Genomic DNA, 17,246 nt, shown 5'->3' on the forward strand with positions numbered 1-17,246 from the left:
GCCACCGCCCCGGTTCGGCCCAGCGGCGGGATCGATATCCCGCCGCTTGCCGTCCCCCTGCCTTATACGCCCATCGCTACCGGGATTCATCATGCGTTTGCTCTGCGCTTTCGACCGCGGCCTGTTCAAGCTGGTCTCGGTCTTTGCCCAACTCCTGCTGGTGGCCGCCGCCGCAGCCGCCTTCTATCAGGTCATTGCCCGCTTCGTGCTGCATTCGCCCGCCGACTGGAGCGAGGTGCTGACGCGCGCCCTGCTGATCTGGACCGTTCTGCTGGGCGTGGCCCTGGCCTTCCGCCACGGCGCCATGATCAGCGTGGAATTGCTGCGCAACCTGCTGGGCGGCACGAAACGTCGCGTGCTTGAAGCCATCATCGGCCTGATCTGCGCCACCTTCCTGGGATTCCTGGCCTGGATCGGCGGCAACATGACCTACCGCGTGCGCTTCCAGACCGTGCCCAGCCTGGACATCTCGATTTCCTGGATCTACCTGGCGATTCCCGTGGGCGCCACGCTGGCCGCCATCGCCGTGCTGGCCCGCTGGTGCGCGGGCGAAGAAGAAGACGTGCCCGTGCGCAACGACGCGCAAGGCTAAGCCGCCCCCTATCGAACCTGAGCAGCAGATATCGCCATGTCCCAAATAATGATTGTCTCGATGCTGATCTTCTTCGGGCTGTCCGTGCCGGTCGCCGTGTCGATCGGCCTGGCCAGCCTGGCGGGCGTCGGCACCGCCGGCCTGCCCTGGGTGGTCGTCGCCCAGCAGCTGTTCGCCGCGCTGGACAAGTACCCGCTGGTCGCCATCCCCTTCTTCATCCTGGCCGGCAACTTGATGGAAGCCGGCGGCATTTCCGAACGCATGGTCGAATTCGCCAAGAGCGTGGTCGGCGGCATCCAGGGCGGCCTGGCCTGCACCTGCGTGCTGACCTGCATGATCTTCGCGGCGGTCGCCGGCTCCAGCGTAGCCACGACCTTCGCCGTGGGCGCGATCCTGATCCCGGCGATGATCCGCCATGGCTACCCCGCCCCGTTCGCCGCGTCGCTGCAGGCCAGCGCGGCGGAGCTGGGCGTGATCATCCCGCCGTCCATCCCGATGATCCTGTACGCCGTATCCACGGACACGTCGACCGGCGAGCTCTTCATCGCCGGCGTCATGCCCGGCATCCTGATCGGCGTGGCGCTGATGTTCTACGTGTGGTTCTACGCCAAGCGCAACAACCTGGGCAAGCGCGACGGCGAAGGCCGCCTGCCGCTGTGGCCGGCGTTCAAGAACGCCTGGCTGGCGCTGATGATGCCCGTCATCATCCTGGGCGGCATCTACGGCGGCGTCTTCACGCCGACGGAGGCGTCGGTGGTGGCGGTGATGTACGCGGTGGTGGTGGGCAAGTTCATCTACCGCCGGCTGACGTTCAAGCAGCTGTCGGCGACGCTGCACAAGTCGGTGGTGTCCACGGCGGTGATCATGTTCGTGATCGCGAACGCGGGCGTGTTCAGTTTCCTGCTGAACCGCGCAGGCATCCCGGATGCCCTGGGCATGTGGCTGTCGCAGGTCTTCGATACCAAGTTCACGTTCCTGATGGGCGTGAATGCAGCGCTGTTCCTGATCGGGATGTTCATCGAGACGTCGGCGTCGATCGTGGTGCTGGCGCCGCTGCTGCTGCCGGTGGCGCTGAAGTTCGGGGTGGAGCCGGTGCACTTCGGGATCATCATGGTGGTGAACCTGGCGCTGGGGATGATTACGCCGCCGTTCGGGGTGAATCTTTTTGCGGCGTGCGCGGTGGCGAAGTTGCCGTTGGAGCGACTGATCAGGCCGTTGATCCCCTTTGTCGGGGTGGTGATTGTTTGCTTGATCGTGATTACTTATTGGCCGGGGTTGTCGTTGGGGTTAAGGGATTTGGTTTACGGGAAGTGAAGTTGGGTTCTTGGGGCGGTCTTTGCTTGGATCGGTCGGGGCAGTGCTTCGTAGGTCCGGGCAGTGCTTCGTAGGTCGCCCATCGGCGGGGGCGCCATGGCCGCTCGCGCCCACGATTGCGGTCCGGCGCCCAGGCGCCGGACTTGCCTCGGCGGCCCCCCCTTCGTCATCTTCGTCCAGGCCTGCGGCCTTCCCTTCAGATTCCCTCGGGCGCATCGAGGTTGCTCGCAGCCATGGCGCCCCCGCCGACGGGCTGCCGTCGTCTTGGCTTGGTCCGCTGCTAGGGGTGGGATGACTGACGAGTGCTGCGGGGCCCGCCGATTGCGGCCGCCCGGGCGGCCGCAATCGGCATACGCGCTGTGGATACGTCGTTGCGATGCTCGCTTGCGCGCGGGTGACAGGTGGTTTTTTGGTGCTTCCCGCAGTCATTGGGGGAGTGGAGCGACGGGTGGCGCGCGGCAAGCAACCGCACGTTTTTGCCGACCTGTACGCGCGCCACCCGTCTAATAGAAAGGCCGTCGTTCATCGAACGGACCAACCACCATTCGTAGATTCTATGGTTTGGCGCAAGCCTGGTTGGCGATAAATCGATTGACGTCGAAGGGTTTGCGCGATTTCCATACGCCGAAGGCGATGCGTAGGAGTTTTCTGGCGATGATGTTTAGGGCCTGTGTTGAGGCCCAGCCCTTGGCTCGTAACGCTGCATAGAGGGGTTTGAAGGCAGCCGTTCGGCTGGCTGAAGTTGCCGCGTTATAGGCAAGGCTTCTCAGGGCCGCATCGCCCTGCTTGCTGAGTTTGCGCAGGCCTTTGTAGGCTCCAGATTCTTTGGGCCTGGGGTCTAGCCCCGCGTAGGCCACCACTGCGTCCGAAGAGGCGAACGGGATGCGGGCGAAGGCCGTCACCAGAGCGGCCCCAGTCAGCTTTCCCACACCGGTAATGCTAGTGATTAAGTTGAAGTCGTCGGCCAAGGCGGGTTCGGCAGCGATCTGATCCAGCATTTCGCGCTCAAGAGCATCTGCCAACTGCGCCAAGGCATCCAACGCGTGCTGGACCTGAGCTTGCGATCCCACGTGCTTATGCCGATCGCTGGACAGGCGCAGCCTCGTGCGCGTCGTGACCGCCACCTTGCGTAAGCGTTGGATCTGACTCAGGCGCTCGATGTGCTCCGGGCAGGGCTCGTAGCTGTGCAACCGCTCGTGCTCGAGCGCCACGTAACGCGCAATCATCACAGCGTCGAGTCGGTCGGTCTTGCCCCGTTGAGCCTGCGACTTGGCGTAATGGTGCAAGGCCTTGGGGTTCAGCACATAGACGCGTAGCCCACGTTCATATGCCAGGTCGGCCAACAGGCGCTCGTAGCCACCGGTGGACTCCATGGCAAGAACGCTTCCGGGCGGCAGCGTTTGCAACCATTTTTCCAAGCCAGTCGTTGAGTTTTTGACGACCCTGGTCAACGGCTTGGCCGCCCCGTGCATCGCCACAACAACTTCGGATTTCCCCACATCCACACCAAAGAAAGATTGAGAAGTTTGCATCTCTAGGCTCCCTGCGATAGCGTTGTGTCTGCTGGGGAAGCCGCGCCCGATGCGTTACCTTGCGATCAATCGGCGGTCACGGCCGCTAGATTCTTAATCGACGTATTTGGGCGGGGTGGGATATCTACCGACGTCAGTCCGCTAATGACGGCTGATGGATGGGTGCGTCCCGGTCCCCAGCACCCCCGACGTGAGATCGGTAAGTGCTATAAAAACATACAAGGATGGGTGAAGCGCGGCAAACCTCGCAGAAGGATCGGAACACCCATCGCGCGCAACCCATCATGGCTGCACGCATCGATGATGGGTTGCGTGCGGCACGCGTCCATGTGTTCATGCCGGCCGGGACGCACTCCACCCATCCTGCGGCACGGTCGACAGCGTCATTCGCACCATCGACAATGCCCCACACGATTGACGGCATCACGCACACGTTCAACAACATCTCCCACACGCGAAGCGAAAAAAGCCCCGACGCAAGACGCTGCGTAAGCTCCACGAGGCCGCCCGCGCGGCCGGCATGGAGCGGGCCCCGCAAGATCTTCCACCACCACCCGCCGTGGGTGGGAACCCCAAGCAAGCCGCCCGCCCCTGCTGACGCAAGATTGCGACTGCTGGAGCCCGGCGCGTCGGTCGCCTGGGCGGTGCGGGGCGTCGATAAGCCCGAGGGAATCTGAAGGCAGTTGCCGCAGGCAACAACGAAGATGACGATGGGGGAGTTCGGAGCGAAGGCTCCGAACCGCAATCGTTGACCCGCACTGCCCAGGCGACCGACGCGCCGGGCGTCAAAAGAACTCCCTCGCTCCGCAAGCAGCACAACAACAACAACAACAACAACAACTAAGCCGCCACCGCCCTCTTCTCCCACCTCACCGCATGACACCGTAACTGCCGCCCACCCACGCTACTAACCTCCGGTACATCCACGCGGCACTCTTCCCGGGCATCCGGGCATCGGGGATGAAACGTGCACCCAGCCGGCGGCTGGATCGGGTTCGGCACTTCGCCGCCCATTGGTTCCCGGTCCCGCCTGGGATCTTCCAAGTCCGGAATTGTGTCCAGCAACATCCTCGTATACGGATGCTGCGGCGAATCGAACAGCTGGTCCGCGGAGGCCTGCTCGACGATCCGGCCCAGATACATCACCGCCACGCTGTCCGACACATGGCGCACCACCGACAGGTTGTGGCTGATGAATACGTAAGTCAGGCCGAATTCCTTTTGCAGGTCGCCCATCAGGTTCAGGATCTGCGCCTGCACCGATACGTCCAGGGCGGAGGTGGGCTCGTCGCAGACCAGGAACTCGGCTTCCGTCGCCAATGCGCGGGCAATCGAGATGCGTTGGCGCTGGCCGCCCGAGAACTCGTGGGGGAAGCGGCCCGCGTCGCTGGCGGACAGGCCCACCAGTTCCAGCAGCTCGTCGACGCGGCGGCGCGTGTCGGCGGGGGTGGCCCGCAGGCCCAGCGTGATGATGGGTTCGGCCACGATGTTGCCGACGCGCCAGCGCGGGTTCAGACTGGCGTACGGGTCCTGGAAGATCATCTGGGGGTGCAGCACGCCGCCCGTGCGGTTGCGGCCGTATTCCAGCTTGCCGCGCGTCGGGGCGACCAGGCCCACCAGCAGCTTTGCCAGCGTGGACTTGCCGCAGCCGGATTCGCCCACGATGCTCAACGTGGTGCCTCGGGGCACCGCCAGCGACACGCCGTCCACCGCCTTCAGCGTCTGTTCGGACTGGCGCGACAGCGTGCGTTCCAGCCAGGGCGGCGACACGTCGAACCAGCAGGCCAGGTCATCCGCCCGCAACAGCAGGTCATCGTTACGCGGCATGAGCGACTCCTCCTTGGTGCAGCCAGCAGGCGCTGACGGTGGCGCCCGCGGGGGACGCGGCCAATGGCGGGCGGGACTGCGCACAGCGCGGTCCCGCCGCAGCGCAACGGGGGTGGAAGGCACAGCCGTCGGGCATGGCGTGCAGGCGAGGCATGGCGCCGTCGATCTGGTTCAGCCGCGCGGCGCGCTTGCGCAGGCCCGGAATGGCGTTCATCAGGCCCTGGGTATAGGGATGTCCGGGGCGGCGCAGCACGTCCAGCACCGGGCCGACCTCGACGATGCGGCCGGCATACATCACGGCCACACGGTCCGCGGTTTCGGCGATGACACCCATGTCGTGCGTCACCAGCAGCACCGAGGTGCCCTGCTCCCGGCACAGCCGGCGCAACAGCGCCGTGATCTGCGCCTGCACGGAGACGTCCAGCGCCGTCGTGGGCTCGTCGGCGATGATCAGCGCGGGGCGCGCCGCCAAGGCCAGTGCGATGACCACGCGCTGGCGCATGCCGCCCGAAAACTGGTGCGGGTAGTGGTCGATGCGCTTGTCGGCCGCAGGGATGCCCACGGCCAGCAGCAGTTCCAGCGCACGGGCACGCGCGGCGGCGGCCGAAGACTTGTCGTGGTGGCGGATGGTTTCGACCAGCTGGTCGCCAACCGTGAACAACGGGTGCAGGCTGGTCAGCGGGTCTTGGAAGATCGCGCCGATCTCTTTGCCGCGCAAGCGCTGGCGTGCCTTGGGCGGCAGGTTGTCGATGCGCTTGCCCGCCAGATGGATCTCGCCCCCGCCCAATCGGCCGGGCGGCTCCAGCAGGCCGATCACGGCCATGCCGGTCAGTGACTTGCCCGCGCCGGACTCGCCCACCATGCCCAGGATCTCGCCGGGCTGGATGTCGAAACTGATGTCGCGCGTGGCGACCAGGACGCCGTGGCGCGTGGGGAATTCCACGGACAGGCCGCGCACCGACAAGGTCGGGATGCCGGCGGGCACGGCGTGGGCGGCGGGCGGTGCCGGCCGGGACAGGATTGCCATCATGACGGGCTCCTTGCGGGACGCGGATAGCTGGAAGAGAAAATCTGGTCGACCGGGGGATGGCCCCAGGTGCGGTCGGGGTAGCGCGCGATCATGCCGTCGAACTGCGATTGCGCCTGCTCTTGCGCCAGGCGCGCGTCGAAACCGGAGATATGGCCGTCCACCATCACGAAGCGGCCGTCAATGATCACCTGCGACACGTCGCGCCCGCTGCCGCTGACCATCAGCGTCTGGATCGGATCGATCATCTGGCCGTTGCGGCCGTGCGAAAAATCGAACACGACGATATCCGCCTTGGCGCCCGCCGCCAGCCGGCCCAGGTCCGGCCGGCCCAGGGCATCCGCGCCGCCGACGGTGGCGGCGTCGTAGTAGTCTTCGGATCGGACGGCCTCGGTGGACCCATCCGCCACCCGGCAAAGCATCATCCCGACCTGCATGTTCAACACCATGTCGGGCGGCCAGGTGTCGGTGCCCATGCCGATGTTCACGCCCATCTTGCGGTAGCGCGCGAACGATTCCAGCGTCGCGCCGTGGCGCCCCGACACCAGCGGGCAATGCACGATGCTGGCGCCCGCGTCGCGGATGATCTCGATATCGTGCCCGGGCCGGTCGATATGGCGCGAACCGGACACGTAGGTGCCGTGCGGCAGCAAGGCGCGCTCCGACAGGAAGTCCAGGCTTTGCAGCCACTCCGGCGGGCTCATGCCGTGCTGCTCCAGCACCAGGTCGTATTCCAGGCGCGACTGGCAGCAATGCAGCCGGATCGGAATACCGCGTTCGCGCGCGGCCGCGGCCGAGGCGCGCAGCAAGCCGGGCGTGCACGTCTCGATGCGGTCGGGCGACAGCATGGCGCGCACGCGGCCGTCGTGGCGCCCTTCGATCTCGTCGCAGAACGCCACGGCCTCGGCCAGGCCGGCCATGCCGCGCGCCTCGTCGTAGTGGCAGCGGATCTTGCCCGCGCTATCCACATACGTATGGCCGCTGCGGTACGCCGGCCCCAGATACACGCGCAGCCCCAGCTCGCCGGCCGCGTTGGCCGCCGACAGGAATTCGTCGCGGGTCTCGCCCCAGACGCGGTAGAACAGCGACGCGATGGGCAGCGCCGTGGTGATCCCGTTGCGGATCAGCTGCGCGAACGCGTAGCGCTTCTGAAAGGCCAGTTCGGCGGGGGTGTACATCTCGTACGGCCCCTGCTTCATGTACGTGTCCGGCCAGATGCGGCCTTTGCGCCAGGCGGGCGAATTGTCGAAACCCAGAATGGTCGTGTCCAGGTCGGACAGCGCGTCCAGGTCGACGAAGCCCGGGCCGATCACCGCCCGGCCGTAGTCGTGGCGGCGCACGGCCTGCCCCGGATAGCGGTGGCCGACGTAGACGATGCGGTCGCCTTCGAAGACGACCTCGCCGTTCTCATACAGGCAGTGGCGCCCGTTTTCATGGCCGACCACCCAGCGGGCGGTCAGCAGGATGGGACCTTCGGCGGCGCGCATCAGGGCGCCTCCGCCAGCGCGCGGCCATCCCGCGCGACCACGCGGCCGCGCTTGACGACCAGCTTGCGAACCGGCCGCGCCACGATCGCCTCGGCGACCGTTTCAGCGTCCACCAGCACGAAGTCCGCGTGGCAGCCGGGCGCCAGGCCGTAGTCCGGCAGATTCATGACGCGCGCGTTGCCATAGGTAGCCACGTCCAGCGCCAGCGCCAGCTCGTCGTCGCGGCGGAAGTTGTTGCGCAAGCCGACCAGCATGGTGCGTTCCAGCATGTCGGGCTTGCCATAGGGGCCCCAGGTATCGCGCATGCCGTCGTTGCCCGTACAGACGGTGACGCCCGCCTGGCGCAGGCGCGCCACGTTGGGCACCGGGCGCGACGCGGAACCGGTCGTCATGATGTGCACGCCCGCCTCCAGCAGGCCGTCGGTCAGCGCCTGCACCGCCTGCGTGTCGGTCATCCCCAGGCAGAACGAATGCGACAGGGTGACCTTGCCCTGCATGCCCAGCGCCAGCACGCGGTCGATCGTCATCTGCATCGAAAACGCGCCCAGCTCGCCCGCCTCGTGCAGATGGATGTCGATCGGCTTGCCGTGCTTGTCGGCCAGGCCGAAGATGGCGTCCAGATGTCCCTTGGGGTCGCGGTCCATCCCGGCCGGGTCCAGCCCGCCCACGACTTCCGCACCCATGCGCAGGGCCTCGTCCATCAGTTCGAGCGTGCCCGGGCGGATCAGCAGCCCGCTTTGCGGGAAAGCCACCAGCTCCACGTCGATCTGGTCGCGGTACTGCTCGCGGGCGCGCATCACGCCTTCGATGGCCGCCAGCCCGATGTCGGTATCCACGTCCACATGGCTGCGGATATGGCTGGTGCCGTCGGCGATCGACATGACGATCTGCCGCGCCGACTGGCGGTACGGGTCGATGCCCAGGCGCTTCTTCTCCGCGCGCTCGTTCTCGATCTTGTCGATCAGCCGCGGCCCTACGTCGTTGCGGTACCAGGGCATGCCGTACATCGTCTTGTCCAGATGCGCGTGGGCGTCGATCAGCCCCGGCAGCAACAGGGCGCCGCCGCCGTCCACCACCGGCACGCCCGCAGGGGCGTCGCCGCCCCACGCCTGGATGCGCCCGTCGCGCACCAGCACCGACGTCGGCTCGCCGCCCGCCGGGCGCACTCGGGTATACAGCGTTGCGTTTTCCATGCTTGACCTCTATTCAACAAGGCGCCTTAGCGCAAACGGGGATTCAGGGCGTCGCGCAGCCAATCGCCCAGCAGGTTCACCACCAGCACGATCAGGCTCAAGTAAAGCGCGGGGAAGACCACCACCCACCACTGCCCGGAAAACAGGAACTGGTTGCCCAGGCGGATCAGGGTGCCCAGCGACGGCTCGGTGGGCGGCATGCCCACGCCAAGGAAGCTCAGCGTGGCCTCGATCAGGATGGCCAGCCCCAGGTTAAGCGTGGCGGTCACCATGACGGGTGTCAGCGTATTGGGCAGAATGTGGGTCAGCATGATGCGCAAGGGGCTGACCCGGATCAGGCGCGCCGCCTGCACGTATTCCTTGCCGCGTTCGACCAGCGCCGAGGCCCGGACCGTGCGGGCGTACTGCACCCAGTTGGTCATGGAGATGGCCAGGATCAGGATCACGGACGACAGCGTTTCGCGCAGGCCTGGCGGCAGCATTTGCCGGAACACCGCCGTGACCAGGATGGCCACGAGAATGGTGGGGATGCTGAGCAGCGTGTCGCCCACCCGCATCAGCGCGTTGTCGATCCAGCCACCGAAGTAGCCCGCGGCCAGCCCCACCAGCAGGCCGATCGCCAGCGACAGCACCACCGTCGCCAGCCCGATCACGAGCGACATGCGCGAGCCATACAGGATGGCCGACCACACGTCGCGGCCCTGCGTGTCGGTGCCCAGCAGGAATTGCGGGTCGGCGCCGTCCACCCAGAATGGCGGCAGCTCGGCGTTCAGCAGGTCCAGCTGCGCCAGGTCGTAGGGGTTCTGTGGTGCGATCCACGGCGCGAACGCGGCCAACAGCACCACCACTACCAGCACGATGCCCGCGCCCATCGCCACATAGTCGTGCCGCAGGCTCCACCACAGGTCGCTTTGCAGGAAGCGGGACAGCCGACTCTGCGCGCCGCCCGAAAAAGGTTTAGTGAGCATTGGCGCCTCCTTTGACGTGCTGGCTGCGCAGGCGCGGGTCCACCACGCCGTACATCATGTCCACCAGCGTGTTCAGGGCCACGAAGATGAAAGACACGATCACCAGATAGGCGGCCATGACGGGGATGTCCACGAACATGACCGATTGGATGAACAGCAGCCCCATTCCCGGCCACTGGAACACGGTTTCCGTGATCAGCGCGAACGCGATCAGGTTGCCGATCTGCATGCCCGTCACGGTGATGACCGGCATCAGGCAATTGCGCAGCGCCAGCCGGAAATGCACCACGCGGTCCGGCAGGCCCCGGGCCCGCGCGAACTTGATGAACTCGGTGCGTAGCGTCTCCAGCATCTCGGCCCGCACCAGCCGCATGATGAGCGTGATCTGGAACAGCGCCAGCGTGATCGACGGCAGCACCAGCGCCGCGCGGCCCGACGGCGTCAACAGGCCCGTGGACCACCACCCGATCTTCACCGTGTCGCCGCGGCCGAATCCGGGCAGCCAGCCCAGTTGCACCGAGAAGATCAGGATCAGCATGATGCCCACCACGAAGCTGGGCAGCGAAATGCCCAGGATGGACACGAACTGCAACGCCTGCGCCAGGCGCGACTTGCGGTAGATGGCCGTCAGCACGCCCAGTGGCACCCCGATGACGAGCGACAGCAGCGTCGCCATCATCACCAGTTCGAAGGTGGCAGGAAAGCGTTCGGCCACCAGTGCGAACACGTCCTGCTGGTTGCGGTACGAAATGCCGAACTCGCCTTGCGCCGCGTTGGTCACGAAGTGCACGAACTGCATGCCCACCGACGCGTTCAACCCCAGCCGCTCGCGCAGCTCGTCGCGCTGCGTCTGCGAGGCCTGCTCGTTCAGCATCATGTCGACGGGGTCGCCGACAAAACGGAAAATCACGAAGGCCAGCAACGCCACCGCCAGCATCACGCCGACCGCGTTTACGACCCGTCTAACAATGAATGCCAGCATGTGCGGCTCCTTTCAGACCCGAAGTCGGAATCAGGGCCGCTGCGCCGCTTGCGGCGCGCGGCGGCCCGCTCAGGCACGCGTCACTGCATGCGCACGTTCCACAGCCGGGCCTTGTTGTCCGGCATCTGCAGCACGTCGCCCACCTTGGCGCCCACGGCCCAGGCCATGGGCTGCTGGTGCAACGGCAGGAAGCGCACGTCGTCATGCAGGGTCTGCAGCACCTCGGCCATCATCTGGATGCGTTTCGGGCGGTCCATCTCGGCGGCGGCCGCATCGATCTTCGCGTCCAGCGCGGCGTCGCCCCACTGCCCCCAGTTGAAGACGCCCGCAGGCCCCGTGCGGCTGTGCATCACCTGCAGCAGAATCGACAACGCGTCGATCTGCGGCTCGTTGGCCCAGCCGTGGATGGTGATGTCGAACTCGCCGCGCGAACGCTTGGGGTTCTGCAGCGAACGCGGGCCGCTGGCCAGCGTCGCCTTCACGCCGATCCGCGCCCACATCGACGCGGCAGCCTGGCAAAGCTCTTCCTCGTTCACGAACATGTCGTTGGAGCACAGCAGCGACAGCGTGAATCCGTCGGGGTAGCCCGCGTCGGCCAGCAGTGTCTTGGCGCGCGCGGCATCGAACGGCAGGCGCTCGTCCTGGCGGGCCTCGTAGCCCGGGATGGACGGCGCCACCAGCGCGCCCGTGGTGCGCGACAGGCCGCGCATCACGCGCTTTTGCAGCAGATCGGGCGACAGCGCCATATACAGCGCCTGGCGCACGCGTACATCTTTCAGCGGATTCTTGTCGGTGATGTTGGAGCCGACAAGCTTGTCGCCCAGGTTGAAGCCGAAGTACAGCGTGCGCAGTTCGGTTGCCGCCAGCACCTTCACGTTCGGCGCGGCGCGCAGGCGGTCCAGATCCTGCAGCGGCGCGTTTTCCGTGAAGTTGATGTCGCCCGACAGCAGCGCCGCGACTCGCGTCGGCGCCGACGCGATGGGCGTGAATTCGATGCGGTCCAGGTTGTGGCGCGGCGTGTCCCACCAGTCCTTGTTCACGACCAGCACGGTCCGCGTGTCGGGGCGGTACGACTCCACTTTGAACGGGCCGGTGCCGTTCGCGTTGTGCGTGGCGTAGCCTTCGATCTTCTTCGCGGCATCCGTCGGCTTGGTGCTGTTGTTGTCCACCAGCCACTGGCGGTTGAAGATGAAGATGTTGGTCAGATCGTTGAGCATCAGCGGGTACGGATGCGTCATCTCGATGTCGACCGTGAAGTCGTCGACCTTGCGCACCGCCTTGAAGGCGGGCAGGTTGCCCTTCAGCGGCGAAGCGTCGTCCGACACCCGGGTCATCGATGCCACCACGTCGTCGGCGGTGAACGGCGCGCCGTTGTGGAACTTCACGCCATGGCGCAACTTGAAGCGCAGCACGGTGGGTGAGACGGCCTCCCAGGACTCGGCCAGCGCGGGCGTGATGTTGAACTTGTCGTCGTAGCGGATCAGCGCTTCGTACACATGGTTCAGGAACGCCAGATTGAAGGTGCTGCCGTAGGAGTACGGGTCGAGCGAATCGAGGTCGCGCGCGGCGCCCCACTTCAGCGTGTTGGCGGCGGCGGCCCCGGTGATGGCGGACAGCGCGATCACCGCCCCGGCGGTCCATTTGAGCAACGTCTTCATGGCTGCAACTCTCCCTTGTCTAGCGGTCTGAAATACGGGTTTGATGCCGCCGGGACCGGGCCCGGCGCGATGTGTGAAGCAATCGGATCGGCCTGGCAGGTCAGGCCGGCGCGTACAGGCGCTGCGCCCGGTCCAGCGAGGCCAGGGCCAGCACTTGGGCCAGGGCCGCGCGGTAGGAATCGATGATGGGCACGGCCGGCCGGCGCGGCAGCGCGGGCAGATAGCCGGCCAGGGCCGCGCCCGCCACGATCACCACGTCGGCGCCCTGCGCCACCGCGGCGTCCAGCGCGCGGCTGACCTCGGCCGCCGATTCGGGCGAACGCGACACGTAATCCAGCGCGTTGCCGGGCAAGGCGATGATGCCCGCGCAGCGGGACTCCAGCCCCAATTGGCGGATCTGCTCGCGCAACATGCCGGGCCAGCGCTGGCCCACCGTCACAATGGCGTAGCGGTCGCCGCGCTGCATGGCGGCCATGATGGAGGCCTCGGCCATGCCCACGACCGGGACCGGCAGGCATTCGCGCACGGCGCCGATGCCGGGTTCGCCGAAACAGGCCAGCAGACAGGCATCGAACGGAGCGTCGGCCCGGGCCACTTCCCGTTCAACGGTTTCCAGCACCGCATGGGCGGCCACCGCCGCCTCGACGCGGCTGGCGATGTAGGCCGGCCCGAACGCGGCAGTGACGGCATGCACCTTGGCCGCGCCCCCGAAGAAGGCGCGGGCCTGCTCGGCCAGGCTGCCGGTCAAGTCGGACGTGGTGTTGCCGTTGACCACCAGCAGGCGGTAAGGCGTGAAATCGGGCCGGTCGAAGGCGACGGCGTCGGGCGTGGCGGACATGGAACAAACCTCAGTCGGTTTGTATACAAATACATTTCACAAACTAGCCTTTCGTATGCCATTTTGTATAAATATTTGTATACGATTTATGCCGACAATGTACGCGCTTCAATGCTGCCTTCAAGCTATCGCTAACCCTTATCGCCCGGTGTAGTATGCTTGCCTACACCCCGCCGTGCGCGCCGGCAGCGGATGCCGGACCTTTCCAACACAATGAAAACGCGCATGCACAGGAGCCTAAGAAGAAGATGAAACCTCTCGCGCCGCCGGCTAACGAGCCCGCCAAGAAAGACATAAATCGCAGCGAAATCGTATACATTAATTTGCGCCGCGCCATCATCGAGCAAGCCCTGCTGCCCGGCGACAAGCTGCCGGAAGACGTCATCGGCGACCGCTTCGGCGTCAGCCGGACGATCGTGCGGGGGGTGCTGACGCGCCTGTTCAGCGAAGGCCTGGTGGATCTGCGCCCGAACCGGGGCGCCGCGGTCGCCCGCCCCAGCCTGGAAGAAGCGCACGATATCTTCGAGGCACGCCGCTGCCTCGAACGCGACGTGGCCCGCCGGCTGCTACAGCACATCACCGAAGCCGGGCTGACGCGCCTGGCCCAGCACGTGGCGCAAGAAGAAGAGGCCCGCAAGCGCAACAGCACGAACGAATCCATCCGGCTGTCGGGTGAATTCCACATTCTGATGGCCGAACTGTCGGGCAATGCGGTGTATGCCCGCTATGTGAACGAGATCGTCTCGCGGTGCTCGCTGATATTGGCGCTTTACGGCCGACCGCATTCAAGCGAATGCGCGGTCAGCGAGCATATGGAGATCGTCGAAGGCCTGCGCGCGCGGGATGAAAAGCACGTGCTGCATCTGCTGGAGCATCACCTGGAGTCGGTCACCGCGCGGGCGCTGCTGAGCACGGACGGCTCGGGCGTGCGCGACATCCGCAAGATCCTGGACCGCTACGGGACCTGAACCCGCAGTCGCGCAGACGCGTCTGCACCCCAAATGCGCAGGCGCGCCGCGCACGGATGGGGCGCCTAGGCGCGGACCCGCCCGATGGGCGTGCAGGAAGTCCCCAATAATGAGAAAAGCGCCCGGTCGGGGCGCTTTTCGGTTCTGGGGCCTAGATTTCGCGTTCTTCCGTCTTGAGGTTGTTGTCGCGAGCGAAATCCACCACGAACTTGTACGCCAGCGGCTCCAGGTCGCGCAAACGCAGGTCGACCACGATTCCGCGCACGCCGTCGATGACGACGGGCAGCACATAGGGCGAATAGGTGAGGTGGTTACCAGCACAGCCGGCGGGCCGGAACTGTGCCATTACGCCAGCGAGCCGCTCCGCCCAATCACTGGGGCGGAATCGGCTACCGCTTTCGGTAACGCCATGAATTACGAATTGTCTGACGCGAGTTGCCATGAGTTCTTTCACTACAGCGCGCCTTTCACGAAAGCCGGATCTTCGGCGTGATCAAACATGCGCCCTGCGCCGCGAATTGTATATGATTGATCCTTTGCCCTCTTCCAAATGGCGTTTCTGACTGGAAACACCATGAAAAAAGGGCCGGCTTTTTTGGTAATCCCCCAGGAGGATCCGCAATGACCTCGCCTCTGGCCAATATCTATTCCCGTCTGCCGGTTGCGTTCACGCACGGCCAGGGGGTCTGGTTGTGGGATGCCGACGGCCGCAAGTACCTGGACGCGCTGGCCGGCATCGGCGTGTCGTGCCTGGGCCATGCCCACCCGAAACTCGTCGCCGCCATCAGCGAGCAGGCCGCGCGCGTCATCCATACCTCGAACATCTATGAAGTGCCGCAACAGGCGGCGCTGGCCGCGCGCCTGACGGCCTTGTCCGGGATGCAGGAAGTCGCGTTCAACAACAGCGGCTCGGAAGCCAACGAGGCGGCGATCAAGCTGGCGCGCTACTACGCCTACCAGCGCGGCAACAAGCACGCCCACATCATCACCATGGACTCGTCCTGGCATGGCCGCACGTTGGCCACGCTGGCGGCCACGGGCAGCGACAAGGCGCGCAAGGGCTTCGAACCCCTGCCGACCGGTTTCATCCAGGTTGCCTACAACGACATCGGCGCCGTGCGCGCCGCCGGCGACGCCGAACCGCGCACCGCGGCGGTGCTGCTGGAAGTGCTGCAGGGCGAAGGCGGCATCCGCCCGTCCGACATCGCCTACCTGCAGGAAGTGCGCCGCCTGTGCACCGAGCGCGGCTGGCTGCTGATGATCGACGAAGTGCAATCCGGCATCGGCCGCACGGGCAAATGGTTCGCCCATCAATGGGCGGACATCACGCCCGACGTCATGACGCTGGCCAAGGGCCTGGCGGGCGGCGTGCCGATCGGCGCGATGCTGGCGGCGGGCCCCGCCGCCGGCGTATTCACCCCGGGCAGCCACGGCACCACGTTCGGCGGCGGCCCGCTTGTCTGCGCGGCCGGGCTGGCCGTGCTGGACGCCCTGGAATCCGAGCGCCTGCTGGACAACGCCCACACGGTGGGCACTTATCTGAAAGAGGCGCTGGCTGGCGCCCTGGCAGGCACCGACGGCGTCGCCGACGTGCGCGGCCGCGGCCTGATGCTGGGCATCGAGCTGGCGCGCCCCTGCGGCGTGCTGGCCCTGCGCGCGCTTGAGGCCGGCCTGCTCATCAACGTCACGCGCGACCGCGTCATCCGCATGCTGCCGCCCTTGATCCTGAACAAGCAAGAGGCGGGCCAGATCGTCAGCACGCTGGTTCCGCTCATCCAACAGTTCCTGGCCGAAACATCCCATTCCCGTCCGGGCCACGAGCCCGGCCGGGTCCAATGACCTGCGACATCACCATGACTCCTCCCACGACTCAAAACGGCCCGTTGCGGCATTTCCTCCAGTTCAAGGACTTTTCGTCCGCCGAGATCGCCTACGTGCTGGACCGCGCACGCCTGATCAAAGAAAAATTCAAGCGATACGAACCCCATATGCCGCTGCACGACCGCACGCTGGCGATGGTGTTCGAAAAGGCCAGCACCCGCACCCGCGTGTCCTTCGAAGCCGGCATGTACCAGATGGGCGGTTCGGTCATCAACCTGACCTCGAACGATTCCCAGCTGGGCCGCTCCGAGCCCATCGAAGACACCGCGCGCGTCATTTCGCGCATGGTCGACATCGTCATGATCCGCACGTTCGAGCAGACCCGCATCGAGCGCTTCGCGTCGCACTCGCGCGTGCCGGTCATCAACGGCCTGACCAACGAATTCCACCCCTGCCAGATCCTGGCGGACATCTTCACCTACATCGAACACCGCGGCCCCATCGCCGGCAAGACGGTGGCCTGGGTGGGCGACGCCAACAACATGGCCTATACGTGGCTGCACGCCGCCGAAATGCTGGGCTTCACACTGCACGTGTCCACGCCCGCCGGCTACGAGCTTGAGGCGTCGCGCATCGGCACGCCCTCGCCCCAGGTGCTGCGCCAGTTCAAGGACCCGATGGAAGCTTGCCAGGGCGCGCACCTGGTCACGACCGACGTCTGGACCAGCATGGGCTACGAAGCCGAAAACGACGAGCGCCGCGCCGCCTTCGCCGACTGGTGCGTGGACGCCGAAATGATGGCCGCAGCCGACGCCGAAGCCGTCTTCATGCACTGCCTGCCCGCCCACCGCGGCGAGGAAGTCACCGGCGAAGTCATCGACGGCCCGCAAAGCGTGGTCTGGGACGAAGCCGAAAACCGCCTGCACGTGCAGAAGGCGCTGATGGAGTTCCTGCTGCTGGGCCAGCTCAAGTAAGCCGGTCCGGCACAAGAAAAGGGCCTGGATACCGCAAGGTGTCCAGGCCCTTTTTACATCGCGCC

The 17,246-nt window shown here is 66.0% G+C and carries 15 protein-coding genes; 5 read left to right on the forward strand and 10 right to left on the reverse strand.

Features of this window, described 5'->3' with window-relative positions; translation table 11 throughout:
* The first annotated feature begins 91 nt into the window (after nt 1–91).
* Together A9973_RS23370 and A9973_RS23375 are read left to right on the forward strand one after the other, a co-directional pair.
* A complete protein-coding gene (locus A9973_RS23370) occupies nt 92–592 on the forward strand; it encodes a TRAP transporter small permease (protein WP_183016055.1) in 501 nt (166 codons plus the stop codon).
* A 36-nt stretch (nt 593–628) separates the two neighbouring features.
* Nucleotides 629–1,906 carry a TRAP transporter large permease gene (locus A9973_RS23375; RefSeq protein WP_183016056.1) on the forward strand — a complete coding sequence of 426 codons (1,278 nt, stop codon included), beginning with the start codon at nt 629–631 and terminating at the stop codon, nt 1,904–1,906.
* Nucleotides 1,907–2,460: 554 nt separating this feature from the next.
* Here the strand turns inward: A9973_RS23375 and A9973_RS23380 are convergent.
* From A9973_RS23380 to A9973_RS23420, 9 genes are all read right to left on the reverse strand, one after another.
* Nucleotides 2,461–3,438, reverse strand: coding sequence for an IS110 family transposase (locus tag A9973_RS23380; RefSeq protein WP_183016057.1), 978 nt, complete (start codon nt 3,436–3,438; stop codon nt 2,461–2,463).
* Nucleotides 3,439–4,278: 840 nt separating this feature from the next.
* Nucleotides 4,279–5,265 carry an ABC transporter ATP-binding protein gene (locus A9973_RS23385; protein ID WP_183016058.1) on the reverse strand — a complete coding sequence of 329 codons (987 nt, stop codon included), beginning with the start codon at nt 5,263–5,265 and terminating at the stop codon, nt 4,279–4,281.
* Nucleotides 5,255–6,295, reverse strand: coding sequence for an ABC transporter ATP-binding protein (locus A9973_RS23390; protein WP_183016059.1), 1,041 nt, complete (start codon nt 6,293–6,295; stop codon nt 5,255–5,257). The genes A9973_RS23385 and A9973_RS23390 overlap by 11 nt, the downstream gene beginning before the upstream one ends.
* Nucleotides 6,292–7,779, reverse strand: coding sequence for an amidohydrolase family protein (locus A9973_RS23395; protein ID WP_183016060.1), 1,488 nt, complete (start codon nt 7,777–7,779; stop codon nt 6,292–6,294). Before A9973_RS23395 ends, A9973_RS23390 begins: the two co-directional genes overlap by 4 nt.
* On the reverse strand, nt 7,779–8,972 hold the full coding sequence (locus tag A9973_RS23400) for an amidohydrolase family protein (protein WP_183016061.1): 1,194 nt from the start codon (nt 8,970–8,972) through the stop codon (nt 7,779–7,781). The genes A9973_RS23395 and A9973_RS23400 overlap by 1 nt, the downstream gene beginning before the upstream one ends.
* Nucleotides 8,973–8,998: 26 nt before the next feature.
* The gene (locus A9973_RS23405) at nt 8,999–9,940 is read right to left on the reverse strand and encodes an ABC transporter permease (RefSeq protein WP_183016062.1); all 942 of its coding nucleotides are present in this window, start codon (nt 9,938–9,940) and stop codon (nt 8,999–9,001) included.
* Nucleotides 9,930–10,922 (reverse strand): ABC transporter permease, encoded by a 993-nt coding sequence (locus A9973_RS23410; RefSeq protein WP_183016063.1) that lies wholly within the window; start codon nt 10,920–10,922, stop codon nt 9,930–9,932. Before A9973_RS23410 ends, A9973_RS23405 begins: the two co-directional genes overlap by 11 nt.
* A gap of 80 nt (nt 10,923–11,002) precedes the next feature.
* On the reverse strand, nt 11,003–12,580 hold the full coding sequence (locus A9973_RS23415) for an ABC transporter substrate-binding protein (RefSeq protein ID WP_183016064.1): 1,578 nt from the start codon (nt 12,578–12,580) through the stop codon (nt 11,003–11,005).
* Nucleotides 12,581–12,680: 100 nt separating this feature from the next.
* Entirely contained in the window at nt 12,681–13,418 is a 738-nt protein-coding gene (locus A9973_RS23420; protein ID WP_183016065.1) for an aspartate/glutamate racemase family protein, read from the reverse strand.
* Between the two features lie 248 nt (nt 13,419–13,666).
* On the opposite strand from A9973_RS23420, the gene A9973_RS23425 reads away from it, so the two are divergent.
* Nucleotides 13,667–14,386, forward strand: coding sequence for a GntR family transcriptional regulator (locus A9973_RS23425; RefSeq protein WP_006224914.1), 720 nt, complete (start codon nt 13,667–13,669; stop codon nt 14,384–14,386).
* 151 nt (nt 14,387–14,537) lie between these two features.
* On the opposite strand, the gene A9973_RS23430 is transcribed toward A9973_RS23425, so the two are convergent.
* A complete protein-coding gene (locus tag A9973_RS23430; RefSeq protein WP_013392635.1) occupies nt 14,538–14,828 on the reverse strand; it encodes a DUF3579 domain-containing protein in 291 nt (96 codons plus the stop codon).
* A 179-nt stretch (nt 14,829–15,007) separates the two neighbouring features.
* On the opposite strand from A9973_RS23430, the gene A9973_RS23435 reads away from it, so the two are divergent.
* On the forward strand, nt 15,008–16,225 hold the full coding sequence (locus tag A9973_RS23435) for an aspartate aminotransferase family protein (RefSeq protein ID WP_183016066.1): 1,218 nt from the start codon (nt 15,008–15,010) through the stop codon (nt 16,223–16,225).
* A 14-nt stretch (nt 16,226–16,239) separates the two neighbouring features.
* Entirely contained in the window at nt 16,240–17,181 is a 942-nt protein-coding gene (argF, locus tag A9973_RS23440) for an ornithine carbamoyltransferase (RefSeq protein WP_183016067.1), read from the forward strand.
* Nucleotides 17,182–17,246 lie beyond the last annotated feature (65 nt).

The sequence above is a fragment of the Achromobacter sp. UMC46 genome (genome assembly GCF_014170335.1).
Classification (GTDB): domain Bacteria; phylum Pseudomonadota; class Gammaproteobacteria; order Burkholderiales; family Burkholderiaceae_B; genus Achromobacter.